Source organism: Streptomyces sp. NPDC104381 (assembly GCF_055583745.1).
Window position 1 is genome coordinate 1 of record NZ_JBVJNK010000006.1, and the last position, 18,252, is coordinate 18,252.

Here is an 18,252-nt window from a genome sequence, read left to right on the forward strand (position 1 = left end):
CGGTTACATTCCGAACCCGGAAGCTAAGCCTTTCAGCGCCGATGGTACTGCAGGGGGGACCCTGTGGGAGAGTAGGACGCCGCCGAACAATTATTCCGGGAAAGCCCCGTGCCCTTGTGGCACGGGGCTTTTCTGCGTTTACAGCTTAGTTGAATTCGGCCGCGTGGTCGAGGGCCCATCGGGCGAAGGTGCCGGGTGGTCGTCCGGTGAGGCGCTGGACGTGGTCGGTGACGCGGTGCGAGTCCGGTCGGTGGAGCGATGCGGCGATCAGGGCCTCCACCAGTTGTTCCGGGCGCCCGTCGGCGAGCATGCGGGCGCGGGCGAGCTCTGCGGGGACCGCTTCGAAGCGCAGAGGGCGCCGGAGGGCGGCTCCGAGAAGGCCCACCTGGTCGGCGCGACTGAGTGGCTCGGGGCCCGTCAGCACATACGTCATGTCGTCCAGTTCGCTCGCCTGCACGTCCTGCACGTCCTGTACGCCTTGTACCCCTTGTACGCCCTGCACGGCGGCAACGGCCGCGTCGGCGACGTCGCGCTCGTCGACCACGGCTGTACGGGCGATGTCCGGGCCGGCCACCACCTCTCCCGCTCTCACCTGGCCTGCCCAGCCACGGGTGTTGGAGGCCAGGGTGTCGCAGCGCAGGACGACGGGTCGCAGTCCGGCCTCGTGAAGCAGTGCCTCCATGTCCGCGTGCACCTGGACGATGGGGTCGCTCTGGCGGGCGGCCCCGTCATCGATCGCGGCCGAGGACACCTGGATTATTCGGGGCGCCGCCTCGGTGAGTACCTCGATCAGGTCATGGGCGCGGGCGGTGTCGAGGAGCGGCCAGACGAGGAACACGGTGTCGATATCCGTCAATGCGGCGCGGGCCGCCGCGGGGTCGGTCAGGTCCGCGGTCATCGACTCGACTCCCGGACGTGGGGCGGCACCGCGGCGGGAGAGCGCGCGCACCCGCGCGTCCCGTGCCCGGAGCCGGTCGACCACCTCACGGCCGAGGTTGCCGGTCGCCCCGGTGACCAGGACCGACGACTTCTGAAGGGAGCCCGTGGAGGGCGTGGGTTCAGGCATATTGGGGACGGTAGGGGTTCACGTCGGCATGAAGGCAAGGCGCGCATCGTGAGGACGATCGGGGAAGCCGCCGCAGAGCTCGGGACAGAGGCTCATGTGCTCCGGCACTGGGAACAGGCCGGCGCGCTCTCCGTGCACCGCGACGGCAACGGCTACCGCGTCTTCGACGACCGCGCGCTCGAACAGGCGCGCACGGTGCTGAAACTGCGGCGTGTGGGGCTGTCGTTGCCGGAGATCGTCGCCGCCATGGTTCCGGTGAAGTCCCAGGCGCAGGCGGTCGTGGCGCGGAAGATCGCCGCCCTCGAAGGCGAGGTCCTGGCCAGACGGCAGGCCATCACCTTCCTCCAGCACACCGTGGACTGCCGGCATCGGTACCTCGACGACTGTCCGGACTGCTCGACGTTCGTCCGCGAGACCTGAGCCGCTCGGCGTGCGGGCCGGTCGCGCCCCGGGATGACACCAGCGCACCACCGCATCACCGAGCACCGCATCACCGAACACCGCACCACCGAACCGCCCTCGCCGGCCCACGGAGGGCCCTCTAGCGGGCGTTCACCAGGCGGGTGTCGTACGCCAGGATCACGGCCTGGATGCGGTCCCTGGATCCTGTCTTGGCGAGGATGCGGGTGATGTGCGTCTTCACCGTGGATTCCGCGAGGTGGAGGCGCTGGGCGATCTCGGTGTTCGTCCAGCCCTGCCCGACGACCGTGAGGATCTCCCTCTCCCGTTCCGTGAGTGACGCGATGCGCGGGTCCGCGGCGAGCGGGACGTCGCCCGGTGCCGCAGGGAGGTGGTGGACGTAGGCGTCCAGGAGCCGGCGGGTGAGGCTCGGGGCGACGACCGCGTCGCCGCTCGCCACGGCGCGTATGCCTGCGAGGAGTTCCTCCGGGAGCGCGTCCTTGACGAGGAAGCCGCTCGCGCCGGCCCGCAGGCCGTCGTACGCGTACGCGTCCAGGTCGAACGTCGTCACGATGAGGACCCTGGTGCGGGCTCCCGACGTGATGATGCGGCGCGTCGCCTCGATGCCGTCGAGCTCCGGCATGCGGATGTCCATCAGCACGACGTCCGGGTGGTGGCGGGCGACCAGGCCGACCGCCTCCGTGCCGTTGCCCGCCTCACCGACGACGGTCATGTCGTCCTGGCTCTCCAGCAGCATGCGGAAGCCGAAGCGCTGCATGGGCTGGTCGTCGGCGATGAGTACCGTGGTCACGGGGGTGCGTCCTCCAGGGGAAGGCGGAGTCGTGTCTGCCAGCCGCCGGCGGGGAGCCGGGCCGCTTCGAGTGTGCCGTTGTAGAGCGACGCGCGCTCGCGCATGCCGCTGATGCCCCGTCCGCCGACAGGATCCCCGCCGGGGTTCGTGCCTTCCGGTGTCTGCGGCCGGCCGCCGGAGTCGGTGGTCCGCACCTCAAGACCGGTGTCGCTGTAGGTGAGGGTGACCTCGGCCGTTGCGTGCGGGCCCGCGTGTTTCAGGGTGTTGGTGAGGGACTCCTGGACCACGCGGTAGACGGCGAGCTGCCGGCCGGGCGAGGCAGGGGCGGGCGGCGGGGTGCCGTGGACGGTGAGGTGTACGGGCAGTCCCGCTTCCCGTACGCGGGTGAGCAGGGTGTCCAGGTCGTCGAGTGAGGGCTGGGGCGACAGGTCGGCGGCCGGGGCCGGTTCGCGCAGGACGCCGAGTACGCGCCGTAGCTCGGCCAGGGCCTGGCGGCTCGTGGTGCCGATGGCTTCGAGGGCCTGGCCCGCTCGCTCGGGGCTCTTGGCCGCCGCGTACGCCCCGCCGTCGGCCAGTCCGGTGATGACGGACAGGTTGTGCCCGATGATGTCGTGCATCTCGCGGGCGATACGGGCCCGTTCGGCGGCCGCGGCGAGCTGGGCCTGCTGGTCACGTTCGCGTTCGAGCCGGTGGGCGCGCTCGACGAGGGCCTCGGTGTACTCGCGGCGGGTGCGTACGGCGATGCCGAGCAGTGCGACGAAGGCGAACCCCCAGAGGTAGGAGACGAGTTGCCGGTCCGCGGTCCCCGGTATCCGGATCGCGCCGGCCGCCGCGGGCAGGCACATCAGCACGGCCGACCAGGCCAGGGCCCTGAGGGGCAGGCGCAGGGCGATCGTGTAGGCGGGGATCAGCTGGAGGAAGGCGGCCTGGACGACGGCGCCCGTCCAGATGTTGACCAGCGAGACGGGGGCCATCAGGACGAGGACGGTGAGGGGCCTGCTGCGGCGCCACAGCAGGGGCACGGAGAAGCAGAGGCTCATGAGCAGGACCAGGGGCTCCGGTGCCTCGACGTTGCGGGCGACCGTGCGCCACCCGCCGGTGCTGTAGTCGAGCACCGCGAACAGGACCCAGAATCCGGTGACCGTGAGGTCCCACAGCAGCGGGCGGCGGCGGTCGAGCGCGCGGAGCCGCTGGATGAGTGCCTGGATGTACGGGGTCAGCGGGGCTTCGCCCGGGGCGGGATGGCCGCCGTACGGGTCCTGTCCGTCGCTCACCCTGTCCACCCTCCTCCGTATGCCGGTCCGTGCATGGCCGTGCCGCCCCCGCGCCGCTCGGTGGGTTCGTCTGCCCTGATCATGGGGTCGACGCTACGGAGCGGGGGCCTCCCGGTCGTCCGACCGGGGGCCGGCGGTGGGGGCGGCCGTAGTACCGGGGTACGACGGCCGGGCGCGCGTTATCCACGGGGCCGGCTCCCGCCTTCGACGACCGGTGCCAGCCCGTCGAGGAGGGCTTTGAGGCCGAGCTCGAAGAGTGTGTCGAGGCGGAGATCGTAGCCGTCGTGGAAGGAGCTGACGACCTTCGTGAAGGTCGGGAAGTGACCGGAGTCGATCAGCTCCTGGAGTGTGTGCGCGCGGCTGTCCATCCACTGCTCGTCGGACTGGCCGGTGGCCGCTTCGGCCTGTGCCTCCCGTTCCAGGTGGACCGCCAGCCCCTGGACGTGGCTGAAGAGCAGGACGTGCATGTCGAACAGTTCGGTGGTGTCCAGGCCGTGCCCGTCGAGGGCGCTCAGCGACCATTCGCCGTGGACCAGCAGATTGGGGAGGAGCAGGGGGCGGGTGAGGGACGAGAGCTGGGCGAGCCAGGGGTGGCGCCGGTGCAGGGACCAGAGGGTGCGTGCGCCCAGTTCGAGGCGGGCGCGCCAGCCGTCCGGGGCCGTGGCCGGGTAGGTCTGCTCGCCGAACGCGGTGTCCGCCATCAGCAGGATCAGGTCGTCCTTGCCGGTGACGTACCGGTAGGGCGACATGGCGGCGACGCCGAGCCGGGCGGCGACCCCGCGCATGGAGAGAGCCTGGAGTCCTTCGGTGTCCGCGATGTCGATGGCGGTGCGCACGATCCGGTCCAGGGTCAGTTCCTGCTCGCCGGGCCGTCCCGGGGGCGGGGCCGTGGGGGTGCCGGAGGGCGGGGTGCGGCGGCCGGGGGGTGTCGTGCCGGCGGCGGCCACGACGGTGCCCACGCGCGGTTTCGTCTCGACGGTGCCCTCCAGGCGGAGGTGGGTCAGGGCCTTGGTGGCGGTGGCGAGCGCGACGCCCCACTCCCTGGCGATTCCTCGGGTGGAGGGGACCCGCTCTCCCGGGGCGAGTTCGCCTTCTTCGACGCGTCGGCGGATCTCGGCGGCGATGCGCAGATACGGCGGCTCGTCCTTGGCTCCTGTGGCGTTCGTCACGTGCGGGGCCTCTTCTCCTCTGTACTAGGGCAGAGCCTAGCGGGGGCGATGGTCGGTGATGCTCAACTGTCCTAGTGCAGAACGCTGATCGGCGTGCTGGTGATCGCGGTGCGTACACCGTACGTTCAGTGAGTACACCGTACCGAGAGGAGCTTCTGATGCGCACTGTTCTCATCTCCGGCGGAGGCATCGCCGGTCCCGCTCTCGCCTTCTGGCTGCACCGGCACGGCTTCGCGGTCACCGTCGTCGAGCGCGGGCCGGGGCTGCGGCCCGGCGGGCAGGCCGTGGACGTCCGGGGGGTCGCCCTCGACGTGATCGAGCGGATGGGCCTGCTGGAACCGGCGAGACGGGTCCGTACCCGTATGCGGGGCATGTCGGTCCTCGACGCCGACGGGAAGGAGATCAGCCGCTCCACCGAGGCCACCTACAGCAGCGGCCGGCTGGACAGCGATGACATCGAGCTGCTGCGCGAGGACCTGGTCCGGCTGGTGTACGAGCGCACCCGTGAGGACGTGGAGTACCTCTTCGGGGACACCATCACGGCGCTCGACGACGAGGACGGGACGGGTGTGCGGGTGGACTTCGAACGTGCGGAGTCCCGCACGTTCGACCTCGTCATCGGCGCCGACGGCCTGCATTCGACCGTACGACGGCTGGCGTTCGGACCCGAGGAGCGCTTCTCGCACCACCTGGGCAGCTATCTGTCGGTGTTCAGCGCGGACAACTTCATGGGGCTGGAGGACTGGCAGGTCTGGCTGAGCGACGGCGACATCGGCTACGGCATCATGGCCGTACGCGACAACACCGAGCTGCGGGTGGCGTTCGGATTCGGGTCGGAGCCGCTGCCCCGGGACGCCGAAGCGCTGCGCCGCACCATCGTGGAGAAGCTCACTTCCCTGCGGTGGGAGGGGAAGCGGCTGGCCGAGGCGGCGCTCAACGCCCCCGACTTCTACTGCGACGCCATGGCGCAGATCCGGATGGACCGCTGGTCGAAGGGCCGGGTGGCCCTGCTCGGCGACGCCGGCTACTGCCCTTCCCCGCTCTCGGGGCAGGGCACCAGCCTGGCGCTCGCGGGCGCTCATGTGCTGGCCGCCTCCCTGGCCGAGGCGCCGGACGACCACGCGGCGGCCTACGCCCGCTACGAGGAGCGGATGCGGGACTTCGTCGCGCTGAACCAGTCGCTGGCGACCGAGAACCCGGGAGCGCCCGCCTCCGAGGCCTCCGTGGAGCACGCCAAGAACGCCCTTTCGCTGGACGGCTGACAGGTCCGTTTCTCGTTTGCCGTGGTGGGGGCGGCAGGGCACGATCGGCTGATGGACTACGTCGTACGTGCGGTGCGGGCAGAGGAGTGGGCGCGGGCCAGGGAGATCCGGCTGGCGGCGCTGCGGGATCCGGTCGCCTCGATCGCCTTCCTGGAGACGTACGAGCAGGCGCTGACCAAGCCCGACGTGTTCTGGCAGGAGCGGACGGCGGGGGCCGCGGCGGGGGAGCACGGCCGGCAGTTCATCGCCGAGGCGCCTGACGGACAGTGGGCGGGGACGGCGTCGGTGCTCGTCGAGCGGACGGCCGGCGAGCCGGGCTTCGGGGAGGCCGCGGAGGTCGACCAGGCGCACCTGGTGGGAGTGTTCGTCCGGCCGGGCCACCGGGGGCGCGGGGTGGTCGACGCGCTGTTCCGGGAGGCGATCGACTGGTCCTGGTCGTTGGCCGGACCGCCGCTGGAACGGGTGCGGCTGTACGTCCACGAGGCCAACGCCCGGGCCGAGGCCTCCTATCGTCGGATCGGTTTCGTCCCGACCGGACGGACGATCCCGATGGAGGGCGACCCGACGGCCCTGGAGCTGGAGTTCGAGGTCCGGCGTCCGGCGGGGCGGGGCCGGTAGCGGCGCGGGGGCCGAGGCCGGCGGTGGTGTCAGCCGGGCCCGGGTGCCGGCAGGCGTTCCCGCCAGCGGGCGCGGGCCTGTTCCTCGGAGCGGAGCAGGACCAGGGCGGGCATCCCCTGGTCCTGGCCGGGCGTCAGCAGCTCCGGCAGCTGGGGGAGCGGAGCCACCGCCGCCACGTCGTCGAGGACGAGGGACATTGGTGGGTCGAGCCGACCGTCGGTTGACCGTGCGGCCATGCGGCGGCCGTGCTCGACCACGTGCGAGGCGAGTGCGGTGAGCAGGGGCATCGCACCGGGGTGGTGGTGAGGATCCTCGATGGGTTCACCGACCACATAGAGCGTTCCCCCTTCGCGTGCAAAAGAATCCAGCACGAGCGCATCGGCTCGGTTGGGTGTGCACGCCTCACGGATGTGGACGGAGGAGAGCGCCTCGAAAGCACGGACCGTCAGCTCCTGCGCCATCTCCCGTCGTTCGGGGTACGCGGTGAGCGCCGACTCCAGGAGCCCGGCGAGCCCGGAGGCCGCCTTGGGGTGCGTACGGAGCACACGGACCGGTTCGTGGCCGCCTGAGCCGGAGGCCCAGCGGTGCACCTGGCGGAAGGGGCGGCCGTCCACGGCTGCGGCGTGCAGCCAGCACCGGAGCAGGGTCAGCGCGGTATCGGCTACGGCCGCGTCGGCCCTGGCCAGGGGGCGTACGGGTGCCAGCAGTGCGGCGGCCCTGTCCGCCGCGACGGCGGGGTCCTCGCAGCCGGCGACGGGAGACCAGTGGAGCCGGGCGGGGGTGTCGCAGAGGTGGCCCGGGTCGTAGACGAGGACCGGGCCGAGCTTGCTGCGGGCGTCCTTCGTCTCGGCCCAGACCGTGGGGTCGGAGGTCACGACGAGGGCGGGCCCGTCGGCCTCCCGGATGGCCTGGACGACGGCGGGGCGGCGGGTGGCCGAGGCGCCGTACAGGACGTGCGGGGTACGGGGCGTGGGGAGCAGGGGAGCGGCCTCCTGCGCGTACGCGACGAGGGGCACGGCGGCCGTCTCGGTCCTCTGCGCGGCCGGCTCCTGTGCGGCCTGCTCCAGGCCGGCCGGCTCCTGTGCGTAAAGGGGTGCGGGTGCCGGGGCTTCGGCGGGCGGCGGCGCGGGTGCCCGGGGCATCCCGGTGGGTGCCGGCTCCCGGGTGGGGTACTGGGGAGCGGCATCGGCGTGTACGGGGCCCTGCTCGGGCTCGTACGGTGCCGGGCCCGCGCCCTTCTGTCGGCGGACCAGCCGCCAACGCGTCACCACGCCCACCACGAACACCGTGAGGACCAGCAGCACCATCACTTCGCCGATGAACAGGCCCCAGAACAGCCCGTATCCGGAGAGTGCGCCCGGCGGGGTGTCCGGCCAGGCGCCCGGCAGGTCCGTCGGGTCACCGGCCAGGGCGCGCAGGGCCAGCGGTGTTCGGGTGAACGTGACGCCGTCCGGCCAGGCCCCGTGGGCGAACAGTCCCGCCAGGCCGGTGGCCGTCCAGGCCAGGACCGTCAGCCCGAAGAGGAAGACCAGGAGCCCGATCAGCAGGCCGTCGGGGACGCCGCCCTGGCCCTCGCCGCCGCGCCCCGGACCGGTTGGTGCCTGGCGTGCCATGTCATGCCACCGTTGACTCGGACGACTCGTTCAGCCGTTGCTGGTGCTCGATCCGCGCCGCCCGCTGCTCCGCCTCCAGCTCCGCGGCCCGTACGTCCTCGGGGAGGAGGTCCACCGCGGACCCCTCGGTCATCGCGCGGTCGGTGAAGACCAGGGGGCGTTCCGCCTCGGTGATCAGGTGTTTGACGACCTGCACATTGCCGTTGACGTCCCATACGGCGATACCCGGGGTGAGGGTCGGGATGATCTCGACGGCCCATCGGGGCAGACCGATGACCTTGCCAGTCGCTCTCGCCTCGTCCGCCTTCTGGGCGTAGATCGTGCGGGTGGAGGCCATCTTCAGGATGGCCGCCGCTTCCTTCGCCGCGGCTCCGTCGACGACGTCGCTGAGGTGGTGGACGACCGCGACGAAGGACAGCCCGAGGCGTCGGCCGAACTTCAGCAGGCGCTGGAAGAGCTGGGCGACGAACGGGGAGTTGATGATGTGCCAGGCCTCCTCGACGAGGAAGATGCGCTTCTTCCGGTCGGGCCTGATCCAGGTGTGCTCCAGCCACACGCCGACGATCGCCATGAGGATCGGCATCGCGATGGAGTTGCGGTCGATGTGCGAGAGGTCGAAGACGATCAGCGGGGCGTCGAGGTCGATGCCGATCGTGGTCGGGCCGTCGAACATGCCGCGCAGGTCACCGTCGACGAGCCGGTCCAGGACGAGGGCGACGTCCAGGCCCCAGGCCCGTACGTCGTCTATGTCGACGTTCATCGCTTCGGCGGACTCGGGCTTCGGGTGGCGGAGCTGCTCCACGATGTCCATGAGGACCGGCTGGCGGTCGACGATGGTGTCGTTGACGTAGGCGTGGGCGACCTTGAGCGCGAAGCCGGACCGTTCGTCGAGGCCATGGCCCATGGCGACCTCGATGATCGTACGGAGCAGGGCGAGCTGGCCGGTCGTGGTGATCGACGGGTCGAGCGGGTTGAGCCGGATCCCGTCGTTCAGCGCGGCGGTCGGGTCGAGGCGGATGGGCGTGATGCCCAGCTCCTGGGCGATGAGGTTCCACTCGCCGACGCCGTCCTCGCCCTGCGCGTCCAGGACGACGACCTGGCGGTCGCGGAAGCGGAGCTGGCGGAGCACGTACGTCTTCTCCAGCGCCGACTTCCCGTTGCCGGACTCGCCGAGCACCAGCCAGTGCGGGGCGGGGAGCTGCTGCCCGTACAGCTGGAACGGGTCGTAGATGTAGCCCTTGCCCGAGTACACCTCACGCCCGATGATCACGCCGGAGTCGCCGAGGCCGGGCGCGGCGGTCGGCAGGTAGACGGCCTGGGCCTGGCCCGTCGACGTACGCACCGGAAGCCGGGTGGTCTCCACGTTTCCGAAGAGGAAACCGGTGAAGGCATCCGACAACGCGGACAGCGGATCTCGCATGGCGTGACTGCCCTCTCGTTAGCGACGGATGCCGGTGGCGAACGGCAAGGTGTTCACGAACGCCCGGTGGTGCTCCCGGTCGCACCACTCCAGCTTCAGATACGACTTGCCGGCCGAGGCCCGGATCGTCCGCTTGTCGCGGGCGAGCGCCTCGGGGGACCGGGACGACACGGTGATGTACCCCACCAGGTTCACCCCGGCGGCGCCGCTCGCCAGATCTTCACCCCGCTGGTCGAGCCTGCCGTGGGCGGCGATGTCGCGCGGGTCGACCGTGCGGTTCATCTTGGCCTGGCGGCTGGCCTCGGCGTCGTCGTTGGTCTTCTCCGTGAGCATCCGCTCGATGGCGATCTCGGTGGGTTCGAGGTCCATGGTGACCGCGACCGTGCGGATCACGTCGGGCGTGTGGACGAGGAGGGGGGCCAGGAAGTTGACGCCGACCGGGGTCATCGGCCACTCCTTCACCCAGGCCGTCGCGTGGCACCAGGGGGCGCGCGTCGTCGACTCACGGGTCTTGGCCTGGAGGAAGGTCGGCTCGACCGCGTCCAGTTCGGCCGGCCAGGCGTTGCGCTTCGTCATCGCCTGGATGTGGTCGATGGGGTGGTCCGGGTCGTACATCGAGTGCACCAGGGAGGCGAGCCGGCTCTGGCCGAGCGGCTGGCGGACCCGGATGTCGGCCTCGGCGAGGCGGGCGCAGATGTCGGTGAGCTCGCGTGCCATGACGACGGCGAGCCCCGCGTCGCGGTCGATCCTGCGGCCGCCCTTGGGCCGGGCCGCGCGGGCCATGGCGTTGGCCTCGGCGGCCAGGTCGCGGCTGTAGTGCATGCAGGCGACGAGGTAGGCGCGGTGCTGCTCGCTGGAGGTGGACACCATCGACTGGAGCTGGTCGTAGGAGTCCTGGAGCCAGCCCGGGGCGTTCCTGTCACCGCGCTGGGCGACGTCCTTGGCGTGGGCGTCGGGGTCGGCGGGCAGCGTACGGGCCAGCATCTGGAGCCGGGTCACGAAGCCGTCGCCGTTGGCCACGTGCTTGAGCAGGGTGCCGAAGCGGTCGACCAGGGCCTCCTGGTCCTCGCTGTCGCGCAGGCCGACACCGGGGCCCTCGATCTCGATGGCCGCGGTGACCGTACGCCGGTCGGCGTGCAGCAGTACGGCGATCTCGTCCGGGCCGAACGGTGCGGCGAGCCAGCTGATCCGCCCGATGCCGGGCGGCGGCCCGATCTCCACCTCACGCCCGTCGGAACCGACCCCGGCCTCCATGGCGGCGGAACGGTAGGCGGTGCCTCGGCGCAGGGTGCGCTTGAAGCTGCGGTTGATCTCGAACCATTTGTAGAAGGTGCGGCCCTTGTAGGGGACGTACACGACGGCCAGGGCCAGCAGGGGGAAGCCCATCAGCGTCACGATCCGCAGGGAGAGGACCGGGACGAGGAGTCCGCTCATCATGCCGAGGAACGCTCCGGCGATGATCAGCGCGATCTCGCCCGTCTCACGGTTCTTGCCGACGATCGCGTTCGGCCGGGCGCGGCCGATGAGATACGTGCGGCGGGGCGCGATCGTGTGGGACTGGGTCGTCAACGCCCTCCCCCTCCTGTGCTCGTGTTACCTGTGCTGCCTGAACCGCCTCGCGGGGAGCGGCTGCCGTGCGGGGTGCCGGAGGTGGGTCCGGACCCGCTGCGGGGCGAGGGCGCGCTTCCGCCTCCGCCCGGGTTACGGGAGCTGTGGGCGGCGACTCCGCCGCTGACCGGGTTGGCGGGCCGGGCACCGCCGCCTCCGCCTTCACCGCCGCCGCTGCGGCCGCTGTGCGTCTTGATGCCCTGGGAGACGAGGGCGGCGGGCGAGCTGATCATCGCGGCGGCCTGGGAGCCGTCGGTGGCCTGCTTGCGGTTGGTGCGGGCTCCCTGGATCTCGTCGCCGAAGCCGGGGACGAAGCGGTAGATCATGGCGGAGGCGAAGATGGCCAGCAGGATGATGGCGAGGCCGGACACGACGGCCGAGAAGGCGTTGGGGCCGTCGTCGGCGGAGAGGGCGTTGGCGAGGCCGAGCACGATGACGATGACGGGCTTCACCATGATCACGGCGATCATGATGCCCGCCCAGCGGCGGACGTGGCCCCACATGTTCTTGTCGACGAGCCCGGAGTACACGACGACGCCCAGCAGGGCGCCCACGTAGAGCAGGGCGGCCCGGATCACGAGCTCCAGCCACAGGATGCCGGCGGCGAGGATCGACACGAGCGAGACGACGATCAGCATGATGGGGCCGCCGCCGATGTCGGTGCCCTTCTTGAGCGCCTCGGCGAACGACCCGAAGAAGACGTCGGTCTGCCCACCTGTGGCGGTGGAGATGACCTCGGTGACGCCGTCGGTGGCCGAGACGACCACGTACAGGATGAGCGGGGTGAAGGCGGAGGCCAGGACGGTGAGCCAGAGGAAGCCGATGGCCTCGGAGATCGCGGTGGTGAACGGGACGCCCCTGATCGCGCGCTTGGCGACGGCGAAGAGCCAGAGGACCAGGGTGAGGATGGTGGACGCGGCGAAGACGACGGCGTACTGGGTACGGAAGGTGGAGTTGGTGAAGTCGACGGTGGCTGTGCTCTCGACGGCCTCGCTGAGCTTGCCGACGAGGTAGGCGGCGGCGTCGGCGCAGCCCTTGGCGAGGGAGCTCAGGGGGTCCAGGGCGTCGTCGGTGACGGTGGGGGCGTTGCGGGCTGCGCCTTCGCCGTCCTCGCAGTAGTCCTTGGCGAGTCCGACGATGAGATCGCAGGGGTTGTCGCTGGTGCTCGGTGATGGAGTCGGCGAGGGTGCCGCGTAGGCGCGGGATGCCAGGGCGATCATCGCGACCGGGAGGCTTCCCAGGATTCCGGCGAGCGAGAGAGCTCGGAGCCGGCGGTCATCGGGCATAGGTGAAGCCTCCGTATCCCTGAACCGCACCGGCGATGTCGTCCGCGGTCGAGGCACGGTTGTCCCCGTTGACGGGTGTCGGTCCCTCAGCCTGGCTGGACGACTCGATCTTCCAGTCGTCACCGATCCACTTGAGCTTCTCGGTGATGGTGAACCATGTGGCGGTGACAGGCTTGGTGGAGCCCTGACCTGCCATGCCCACGAGGCCGGTGCACCAGACCTCGACGGTCGCGGCGTCCGTGCCCTGGGCTGTCACCTTCGTTCCCACCGGAATGGTTCTGGAGACGAACGTCAGTCCGTCGGGTGTGCTGCCGTCCTCGTTCAGTCCGACGTTCGCGAGGAAGTCGGGCGTATACGCGTTACCCATGTCTGCCTGGAGAGCAGCGACGACAGCGGGGTCGTGGGTGGTCTGAAGGATGCCGTCACGTTTCGTCTTCTCGAACATGTCCGCCGACCCCAGCGCCACCGCGTAGTTCGCCGCCGCGCTCTGCGCCCCCTGCTCGTCATGTGCGAAGCCCGAGGCGATCGTGCCGTTCTTGCCCTGGACCGGCTTCGTGCCCGTCGCGGACGTGGGGCCTGCGCCCGCCGCGTCGGGCTTCTTCTCGTTGCCGCCGTCCGCCCCCCGGCCCCCGCCCTGGTTCGCGAACGCGATCGCCGCGATCAGCAGGACCACCACGCCCACCACCATGATCAGCGAGCGGGAGCTCCGGGCGGGCGGACGGCGGCCGTAGCCGTCGTCGTCGTCGCCTCCGGGCAGGCGCGTGCGCGTCTGGCGCGTCCCGCCGAGGGTGCTGTACGCGTCGTCCGTGCGGCCCGGCTCGTTGCCGCCGTAGCCGCGTTCGTCGCCCTGGCTCATGCCGCGTACGTCCCCTCAGCCGTGTGCAGTTCCGCGTGGTACGACGGTAGCGGTGCTGGTCTCCGCGTGGGCGCGGTGTGGTGACTGGACATCAGGGGACGCAACCTCTGCCGGTGGGCACGACGGACGGATGGTGTGGGGCGGACGGGTGGGGGCCCGGCGCGGGGTGACCGACTGACAGCCTGTCAGACAGCCATTCCGTACACGATGGTGAACAGCGTGCCCAGCGATCCGATGATGAAGACCCCGGTCAGCCCTGCCACGATCAGGCCCTTGCCCTGTTCCGCGCTGAACGTGTCACGCAGCGCCGTCGCGCCGATGCGCTGCTTCGCCGCACCCCAGATCGCGATGCCGAGACAGAGCAGGATGGCGACCGCCATCACCACCTCGATCATGATGCGCGCCTCGTTGCCCAGGGTGCCGAACGGCCCCCAGTTCGGGGCGATTCCGCCGATGATGGTGGTGATGTCGCCCTTTTCAGCTGCCAGGATCATGTAAGTCACCGCCCCTGTTGGGTAGTTCGCAGCCCGCGCCGTGCGACACGGGTCGGTCTCTATCTTCGCTGATGAAACCGGCATCGCACGACGCCTTCCCGGGTCTCTTTACCCGGATCTCGCACGTTTGACCGGAGGAGCCGCCCTGACCTGCGGCTCCTGTGAGGTTCCGCCCGCATATGCATGGTTACTCTGTGTATCACGCGGTGTGACGGCTAGCAACGACGGTGGCCATGGTTCCGGCCCCGGTTGGTGCGTTCACGGGGCACGGGGTGTTCGTACGCGCTGTTCGAGAGCCTGTGTGCGCCGGTGGCTGCCGGTCGACGGGGCGGTGACCTGAAGTCGTACCGGGATCAGGGGGGCGCGACGCGAGAAGGGTCAGGGCCTCGTCGTCGAGCTGCTCGGTGCCGGGTGCGGGGCCCGGAAGGTGAACGCCTCGGGTCCTTCGCCGTTCTCGCGGATCAGGGCGATGCGTTCCATCGCCTCCGCGACGCTCGGGCGGTGCCCGGCGGGCACCCACCACATCGCGTGGTGGAACTCGGCGAGACGCTCGAACCATTCGCGGCGGCGCGCCAGCATCTTGAGGTGTCCGCTGCGGTACGTGTAGTCGTGCAGGGCTTCGACCGATTCCCAGACCGAGCAGTTGATCAGGAGCGTGTCGTCGTCGTCCTGGGGGCGCAGGCTCGTGGAGTCGGCTCCGCCGTCGTCCACCATGCGCCATACGAAGCCGGGTGCCGCGTCGGCGAGGGCGTTGATCTCCGGGAGGTTGGCGACGAAGCCGGCCAACTGCGGGCTGTCGAGCGGGGCGAGTATGCGTCCGACGTTGACCTGGGCAAGGTGGAATTCGTTCACGGGGGCAAGCATGCCCGGGTGAACTCTCTAAAGTCAATGGATGCTTTTTTAGAGATCGGGGGTGTCCTCCCGCCCCTCCCGGCGTCTTTCGAGGGCGACGCAGCACCCGCGCGGCAGGGGGTCCATCGACGCCTTCCAGTCCTCGCCGTCCGGCAGTCCGGCGAGCAGCCCCTCGATCCCGGCCAGGTTCATTCCGCAGAGCAGAGCGGTGAACTGATCCGCCAGCGCATGGAACGGGCAGTTGTTCAGCCGCAGCTTCTCCCCGTCCCAGTACGGCTCGTACCCGCGCGCCCGCAGGACCTCGACCGGATCGCTCCCGCCCTCCGAGGCGCGTCCCTCGGCCTCCCCGGCCGTCCGTGCCGCCGCCTGCAGCTCCCCGTCGAGCCCGGCACGCTCCACCACCTCGGCGAGCAGCCGGCCCGCCGAGTCGTAGGAGCGGGGAGGTACGGAGACGGTGTGCTCGCCCTCGGCCCGCCGGTACATCTTCGAGGGCCGCCCGGCCCCCGGCCCGCTGCGCCCCGAGAGCCGCCGGAAGCTGACGTCGAGCAGCCCTGCCTCGACCAGCTTGTCCAGATGGAACGCGGCCAGCGAACGGGAGACCCCGGCCGCCTCGGCAGCCGCGTCCCGGCCCACCTCCCCCGGCGTGCCGACGACGTGCCGGTACAGTCCGCGCCGCACCGGATCGCCCAGTACGCCCAACGCCTCAAGGGCGGAATCCTCGCTGCTGCTCACAGCGGGAATTCTATGACCAATGACGGTTGGTGCTTCAGGGGCGGCCGTCGGCGGCAGGAGCTCAGGGCCTCTCGGTCAGCGTCGCCGTGAAGCTGCGGCCGTAGGCGTGGTGGGTGGTGACGTCGAGCCGGGTGCCGCCGGGCACATGGCGGACGCGGACCCCTTCGTCGGCCGATACGTGCCGCAGGGGCCGGCCGTGGAGGGTGACCGACACCGTGCGCCGCGTCGTCGTGGGGTCGGCCACCGCGATGGAGTACGCGCCGCCCCCGGTCCGGCGCAGCACGACCGACGCCGGACCGTCGATCGAGAGGCGCCCCGCCTGGTGCGTCCCCAGCGTGAAGGCGTTGGCGGCGGTGATGCCGAGGCGGGTGTGGACCGCGGCCTGCAGACGCGCCGTGTTGGACAGGACGGCGAGCGGACCGTGGGCGTAGGACGCCAGCTGTCGCGCGGAGGCGTGGGGGACGAGGGCGTGCGCCATGGCGGTGGAACGCTGCCCGGCGCCCTGCTCGTAGGACAGGGTGAAGAGCTGTTTCGTCACCGCCGTGTCCGGGTTGGCGAGGCGTACGAGACGCCGGCTGCGGGTGACCGTGTCGAGGGCGACGACCGGGGGCGGCCCGGACAGGAAGACGTAACCGACCGCCGTCCCCTGTCCCTCGTCGGCGTACCGGAGCCAGGCCGGCGGGGCGGTCCCGCCCCGCCGCCAGGGCGATCCGTCGCGGAGGCCGCCCGTGAGGGAGACGGGGGAGGCCGGATCGGCGATGCGGCTGTCGACCGTGGTGGTCACCGCGCGGCCGCCCAGGCCGGTCACGCCCGCGGAGAGCACGAGGATCTCGTCGTCGAACATGAACCACGACCTGGTGGCGCCGGCCGCGCGGTAGGCCACGAAGTCCTCGGGCAGCGTGCCCGCCTGCCGGGCGGCGTACGCGGCGTCGTCGGACTGCACGAATCCGGCCACGCCGTAGGCGCCGAGGCGGGCGCCGCCGGAGAACGGCTGGGTGCCGCGAGGGAAGTAGACGTACGTGTTCTGGGACTCGGAGGACGAGGTGAAGCCGCGATCGGGGTTGTCGTACCAGAGGGTGCCGTAGAGCTCGGGGACGGTGCGCCGCTCCTCGACGGGGGCGGTGACGCCGGCGAGGCGGTGGGGCGGGACGGCGGTGAAGTAGTCGACGCCGTACGCCTGCCGCTGGTCCGCGCCCGACAGGTACAGGTAGTGGGCGCCGTCGCCCTGGAACCACGGCATCAGGTTCTCGCCGCTCATGTATTCGTACGTACTGATGCGGTCGGAGCTGCGGGCGAGCGCGAAGGCGTAGCCGGGGCGGCGGTGGACGGTCCGGTCCATCGCGTTGAACGCGGCGTGCGAGGCGGCGGGGCCCAGGTCCCTGGCGGGTGCGGCCGACTCCAGGATGTCGGCGTGGCTGGCGATGCTGACCGGGGAGACGAACGCCGTGGTGTCGAGGTCCGCCTTCGCGCTCTGCCGTAGGTGTTTGACGTACCCCTCCAGTGCCTCGCGCTCGCTGCCGGAGGTGTACGAGGAGAGGTCGACGACGGCCTCCACGACGGCCGTGACGTCGGCGTATCCCGTGCCCGTCCGGGAGACCGCGCGTCCCTTGACGATCTCCATCATCCAGCCCTCGAAGATCAGCGGGGCGAAGCCGTCGGTGATCCAGCTCCGGACGACGCCGACCAGGCCGTCGTCGGGGAGGTACCCGGTGCCGTCGAGGATCTTGATGGTCTGGACGCTCCGGGTGAGCAGTCCCTTGCCGTACGAGCCGGTGTACGCGACGGAGGAGTGCTGGACGAAGGAGCCGTCGGCGTAGAAGCCGTCGGTGACTCCGTGGCGCGGCCGGTAGGGGTCGATCGTCGAGAAGACGGTCAGCTGGTCGGCGAGTGCCTTGGTGATGCGGGCCTCGTCGCCGAGCAGGGCGCCCTGGAGGATCCGGTTGGTCGTGATGTCGGCGAGGTTGGCGCCGGTGTGGAAGCGCGAGTCGAGGTCGACGTCGCCGTCCTTGCCGTTGCGGAGGTAGCCGTCCATGGAGGCGACGTACGTGGCCGCGAGTTCCGGCCGGTACGCCAGGAGCTCGTCCCTGAGGAGGACCAGGGTCTTGGTCACATAGGCGGGGATCCCGATCTCCCAGTGGAACCAGTTGCCGTAGTAGCCCTTCGACTGGTCGCCGAACCAGCGGTCGTGGAGCCGGACCAGGCCGTCGAGGACCCGGCGGCGTACGGCGGCGCTGTCGCCCGGCCCGGGGGCGCCGGGGAGGCAGGTGGCGAGGGCGATCTCGTAGAGGTACTGGTACGTCGTGCTCAGGTTGGGGTCGCTGGTGCCGAGCGGTACGCCCTCGAAGAGCTCGTCCTGTCCGGCGCCGTCCATCGCCGCGAGTCGGGCGCGCGCCGTCTCCTGGACAGCGGCGAGCTTGGGGGCGACCTCGGGGCGGGCGTTGGAATCAGCGGTTCCGGCGAAGACCGCGACGGTGTTGGCGAGGAGGGCAGCTGACGCCTCGCCCGAGCTCCGCGGGGTGCCCGGGGGGACGGCCGGCCCGCTCGGGGACGCCGCCTCGGCCCGCAGGGACCTGGACAGTGCCCAGAGCGTGGCAGCGGGGATCACGGACAGTGCGGAACGACGCGAGAACTCCACCAGTACGCTCCAAAGTCCGTCCCGTAAGCGCTTGTTCCCCCGGCGCCCCAGCCAAGCAACGGCCTCTCGCCGGTGTCAACGGCCCGGACCGAACCCCGTCGGAGCGAAGGAAATCGGGGCGGGGCACGGGGGGCCGTGGCGCTGCGGCCCGGCTGCT

The 18,252-nt window shown here is 71.1% G+C and carries 16 protein-coding genes and 1 rRNA gene; 4 read left to right on the plus strand and 13 right to left on the minus strand.

The features are described 5' to 3' along the window. A 5S ribosomal RNA gene (rrf, locus tag ACZ607_RS20945) occupies positions 1 to 88 on the plus strand; the annotation flags it as partial. A gap of 57 nt (positions 89 to 145) precedes the next feature. Here the strand turns inward: rrf and ACZ607_RS20950 are convergent. Next, positions 146 to 1,066 carry an NAD(P)H-binding protein gene (locus ACZ607_RS20950; protein WP_469736671.1) on the minus strand — a complete coding sequence of 307 codons (921 nt, stop codon included), beginning with the start codon at positions 1,064 to 1,066 and terminating at the stop codon, positions 146 to 148. Between the two features lie 48 nt (positions 1,067 to 1,114). Here ACZ607_RS20950 and ACZ607_RS20955 point away from each other — a divergent pair, with 48 nt between their 5' ends. Next, on the plus strand, positions 1,115 to 1,486 hold the full coding sequence (locus tag ACZ607_RS20955) for a MerR family transcriptional regulator (RefSeq protein ID WP_469736673.1): 372 nt from the start codon (positions 1,115 to 1,117) through the stop codon (positions 1,484 to 1,486). A gap of 121 nt (positions 1,487 to 1,607) precedes the next feature. On the opposite strand, the gene ACZ607_RS20960 is transcribed toward ACZ607_RS20955, so the two are convergent. The 3 genes from ACZ607_RS20960 to ACZ607_RS20970 all read right to left on the minus strand — a co-directional run bounded on the left by ACZ607_RS20960 (position 1,608) and on the right by ACZ607_RS20970 (position 4,719). After that, the gene (locus ACZ607_RS20960; protein WP_469736675.1) at positions 1,608 to 2,276 is read right to left on the minus strand and encodes a response regulator; all 669 of its coding nucleotides are present in this window, start codon (positions 2,274 to 2,276) and stop codon (positions 1,608 to 1,610) included. Continuing rightward, positions 2,273 to 3,550 (minus strand): sensor histidine kinase, encoded by a 1,278-nt coding sequence (locus ACZ607_RS20965; RefSeq protein ID WP_469736677.1) that lies wholly within the window; start codon positions 3,548 to 3,550, stop codon positions 2,273 to 2,275. The genes ACZ607_RS20960 and ACZ607_RS20965 overlap by 4 nt, the downstream gene beginning before the upstream one ends. Before the next feature lie 179 nt (positions 3,551 to 3,729). After that, positions 3,730 to 4,719 (minus strand): TetR/AcrR family transcriptional regulator C-terminal domain-containing protein, encoded by a 990-nt coding sequence (locus ACZ607_RS20970; protein ID WP_469736679.1) that lies wholly within the window; start codon positions 4,717 to 4,719, stop codon positions 3,730 to 3,732. 158 nt (positions 4,720 to 4,877) lie between these two features. Between ACZ607_RS20970 and ACZ607_RS20975 the strand changes: the two genes are divergently transcribed. Both ACZ607_RS20975 and ACZ607_RS20980 read left to right on the plus strand, forming a co-directional pair. Further along, positions 4,878 to 5,981 carry an FAD-dependent monooxygenase gene (locus tag ACZ607_RS20975; RefSeq protein ID WP_469736681.1) on the plus strand — a complete coding sequence of 368 codons (1,104 nt, stop codon included), beginning with the start codon at positions 4,878 to 4,880 and terminating at the stop codon, positions 5,979 to 5,981. Positions 5,982 to 6,032: 51 nt separating this feature from the next. Continuing rightward, positions 6,033 to 6,599 (plus strand): GNAT family N-acetyltransferase, encoded by a 567-nt coding sequence (locus ACZ607_RS20980; protein ID WP_469736683.1) that lies wholly within the window; start codon positions 6,033 to 6,035, stop codon positions 6,597 to 6,599. A 29-nt stretch (positions 6,600 to 6,628) separates the two neighbouring features. Here ACZ607_RS20980 and ACZ607_RS20985 read toward each other — a convergent pair whose 3' ends face one another. The 9 genes from ACZ607_RS20985 to ACZ607_RS21025 form a co-directional block, all read right to left on the minus strand. After that, complete coding sequence (locus tag ACZ607_RS20985) at positions 6,629 to 8,212, minus strand: P-loop NTPase family protein (RefSeq protein WP_469736685.1); 1,584 nt, start codon at positions 8,210 to 8,212, stop codon at positions 6,629 to 6,631. Between the two features lies 1 nt (position 8,213). Then, complete coding sequence (locus tag ACZ607_RS20990; protein WP_099174229.1) at positions 8,214 to 9,632, minus strand: ATP-binding protein; 1,419 nt, start codon at positions 9,630 to 9,632, stop codon at positions 8,214 to 8,216. Between the two features lie 18 nt (positions 9,633 to 9,650). Continuing rightward, the gene (locus ACZ607_RS20995; RefSeq protein ID WP_469736688.1) at positions 9,651 to 11,201 is read right to left on the minus strand and encodes an SCO6880 family protein; all 1,551 of its coding nucleotides are present in this window, start codon (positions 11,199 to 11,201) and stop codon (positions 9,651 to 9,653) included. Further along, positions 11,198 to 12,526 (minus strand): hypothetical protein, encoded by a 1,329-nt coding sequence (locus ACZ607_RS21000; protein ID WP_469736690.1) that lies wholly within the window; start codon positions 12,524 to 12,526, stop codon positions 11,198 to 11,200. The genes ACZ607_RS20995 and ACZ607_RS21000 overlap by 4 nt, the downstream gene beginning before the upstream one ends. After that, positions 12,516 to 13,382: a hypothetical protein gene (locus tag ACZ607_RS21005; protein ID WP_469736692.1), complete on the minus strand. Its 867-nt coding sequence runs from the start codon at positions 13,380 to 13,382 to the stop codon at positions 12,516 to 12,518. The genes ACZ607_RS21000 and ACZ607_RS21005 overlap by 11 nt, the downstream gene beginning before the upstream one ends. Positions 13,383 to 13,567: 185 nt before the next feature. Continuing rightward, on the minus strand, positions 13,568 to 13,876 hold the full coding sequence (locus ACZ607_RS21010; RefSeq protein ID WP_014047394.1) for a hypothetical protein: 309 nt from the start codon (positions 13,874 to 13,876) through the stop codon (positions 13,568 to 13,570). Positions 13,877 to 14,254: 378 nt separating this feature from the next. Further along, entirely contained in the window at positions 14,255 to 14,728 is a 474-nt protein-coding gene (locus ACZ607_RS21015) for a DUF3291 domain-containing protein (RefSeq protein WP_469736694.1), read from the minus strand. Positions 14,729 to 14,776: 48 nt separating this feature from the next. Continuing rightward, a complete protein-coding gene (locus ACZ607_RS21020) occupies positions 14,777 to 15,460 on the minus strand; it encodes a helix-turn-helix transcriptional regulator (protein WP_469736696.1) in 684 nt (227 codons plus the stop codon). Positions 15,461 to 15,521: 61 nt separating this feature from the next. Next, positions 15,522 to 18,095, minus strand: coding sequence for a polysaccharide lyase family 8 super-sandwich domain-containing protein (locus tag ACZ607_RS21025; protein ID WP_469736698.1), 2,574 nt, complete (start codon positions 18,093 to 18,095; stop codon positions 15,522 to 15,524). Positions 18,096 to 18,252: the final 157 nt, after the last annotated feature.

What these genes read in the sequence shown, in the direction of transcription:
- ACZ607_RS21010 (WP_014047394.1), bottom strand. Translation starts at nt 13,876, where the DNA reads ATGATCCTGGCAGCTGAAAAGGGCGACATCACCACCATCATCGGCGGA.
- ACZ607_RS20975 (WP_469736681.1), top strand. Translation starts at nt 4,878, where the DNA reads ATGCGCACTGTTCTCATCTCCGGCGGAGGCATCGCCGGTCCCGCTCTC.
- ACZ607_RS20985 (WP_469736685.1), bottom strand. Translation starts at nt 8,212, where the DNA reads ATGGCACGCCAGGCACCAACCGGTCCGGGGCGCGGCGGCGAGGGCCAG.
- ACZ607_RS21000 (WP_469736690.1), bottom strand. Translation starts at nt 12,526, where the DNA reads ATGCCCGATGACCGCCGGCTCCGAGCTCTCTCGCTCGCCGGAATCCTG.
- ACZ607_RS20980 (WP_469736683.1), top strand. Translation starts at nt 6,033, where the DNA reads ATGGACTACGTCGTACGTGCGGTGCGGGCAGAGGAGTGGGCGCGGGCC.
- ACZ607_RS20950 (WP_469736671.1), bottom strand. Translation starts at nt 1,066, where the DNA reads ATGCCTGAACCCACGCCCTCCACGGGCTCCCTTCAGAAGTCGTCGGTC.
- ACZ607_RS21005 (WP_469736692.1), bottom strand. Translation starts at nt 13,382, where the DNA reads ATGAGCCAGGGCGACGAACGCGGCTACGGCGGCAACGAGCCGGGCCGC.
- ACZ607_RS20990 (WP_099174229.1), bottom strand. Translation starts at nt 9,632, where the DNA reads ATGCGAGATCCGCTGTCCGCGTTGTCGGATGCCTTCACCGGTTTCCTC.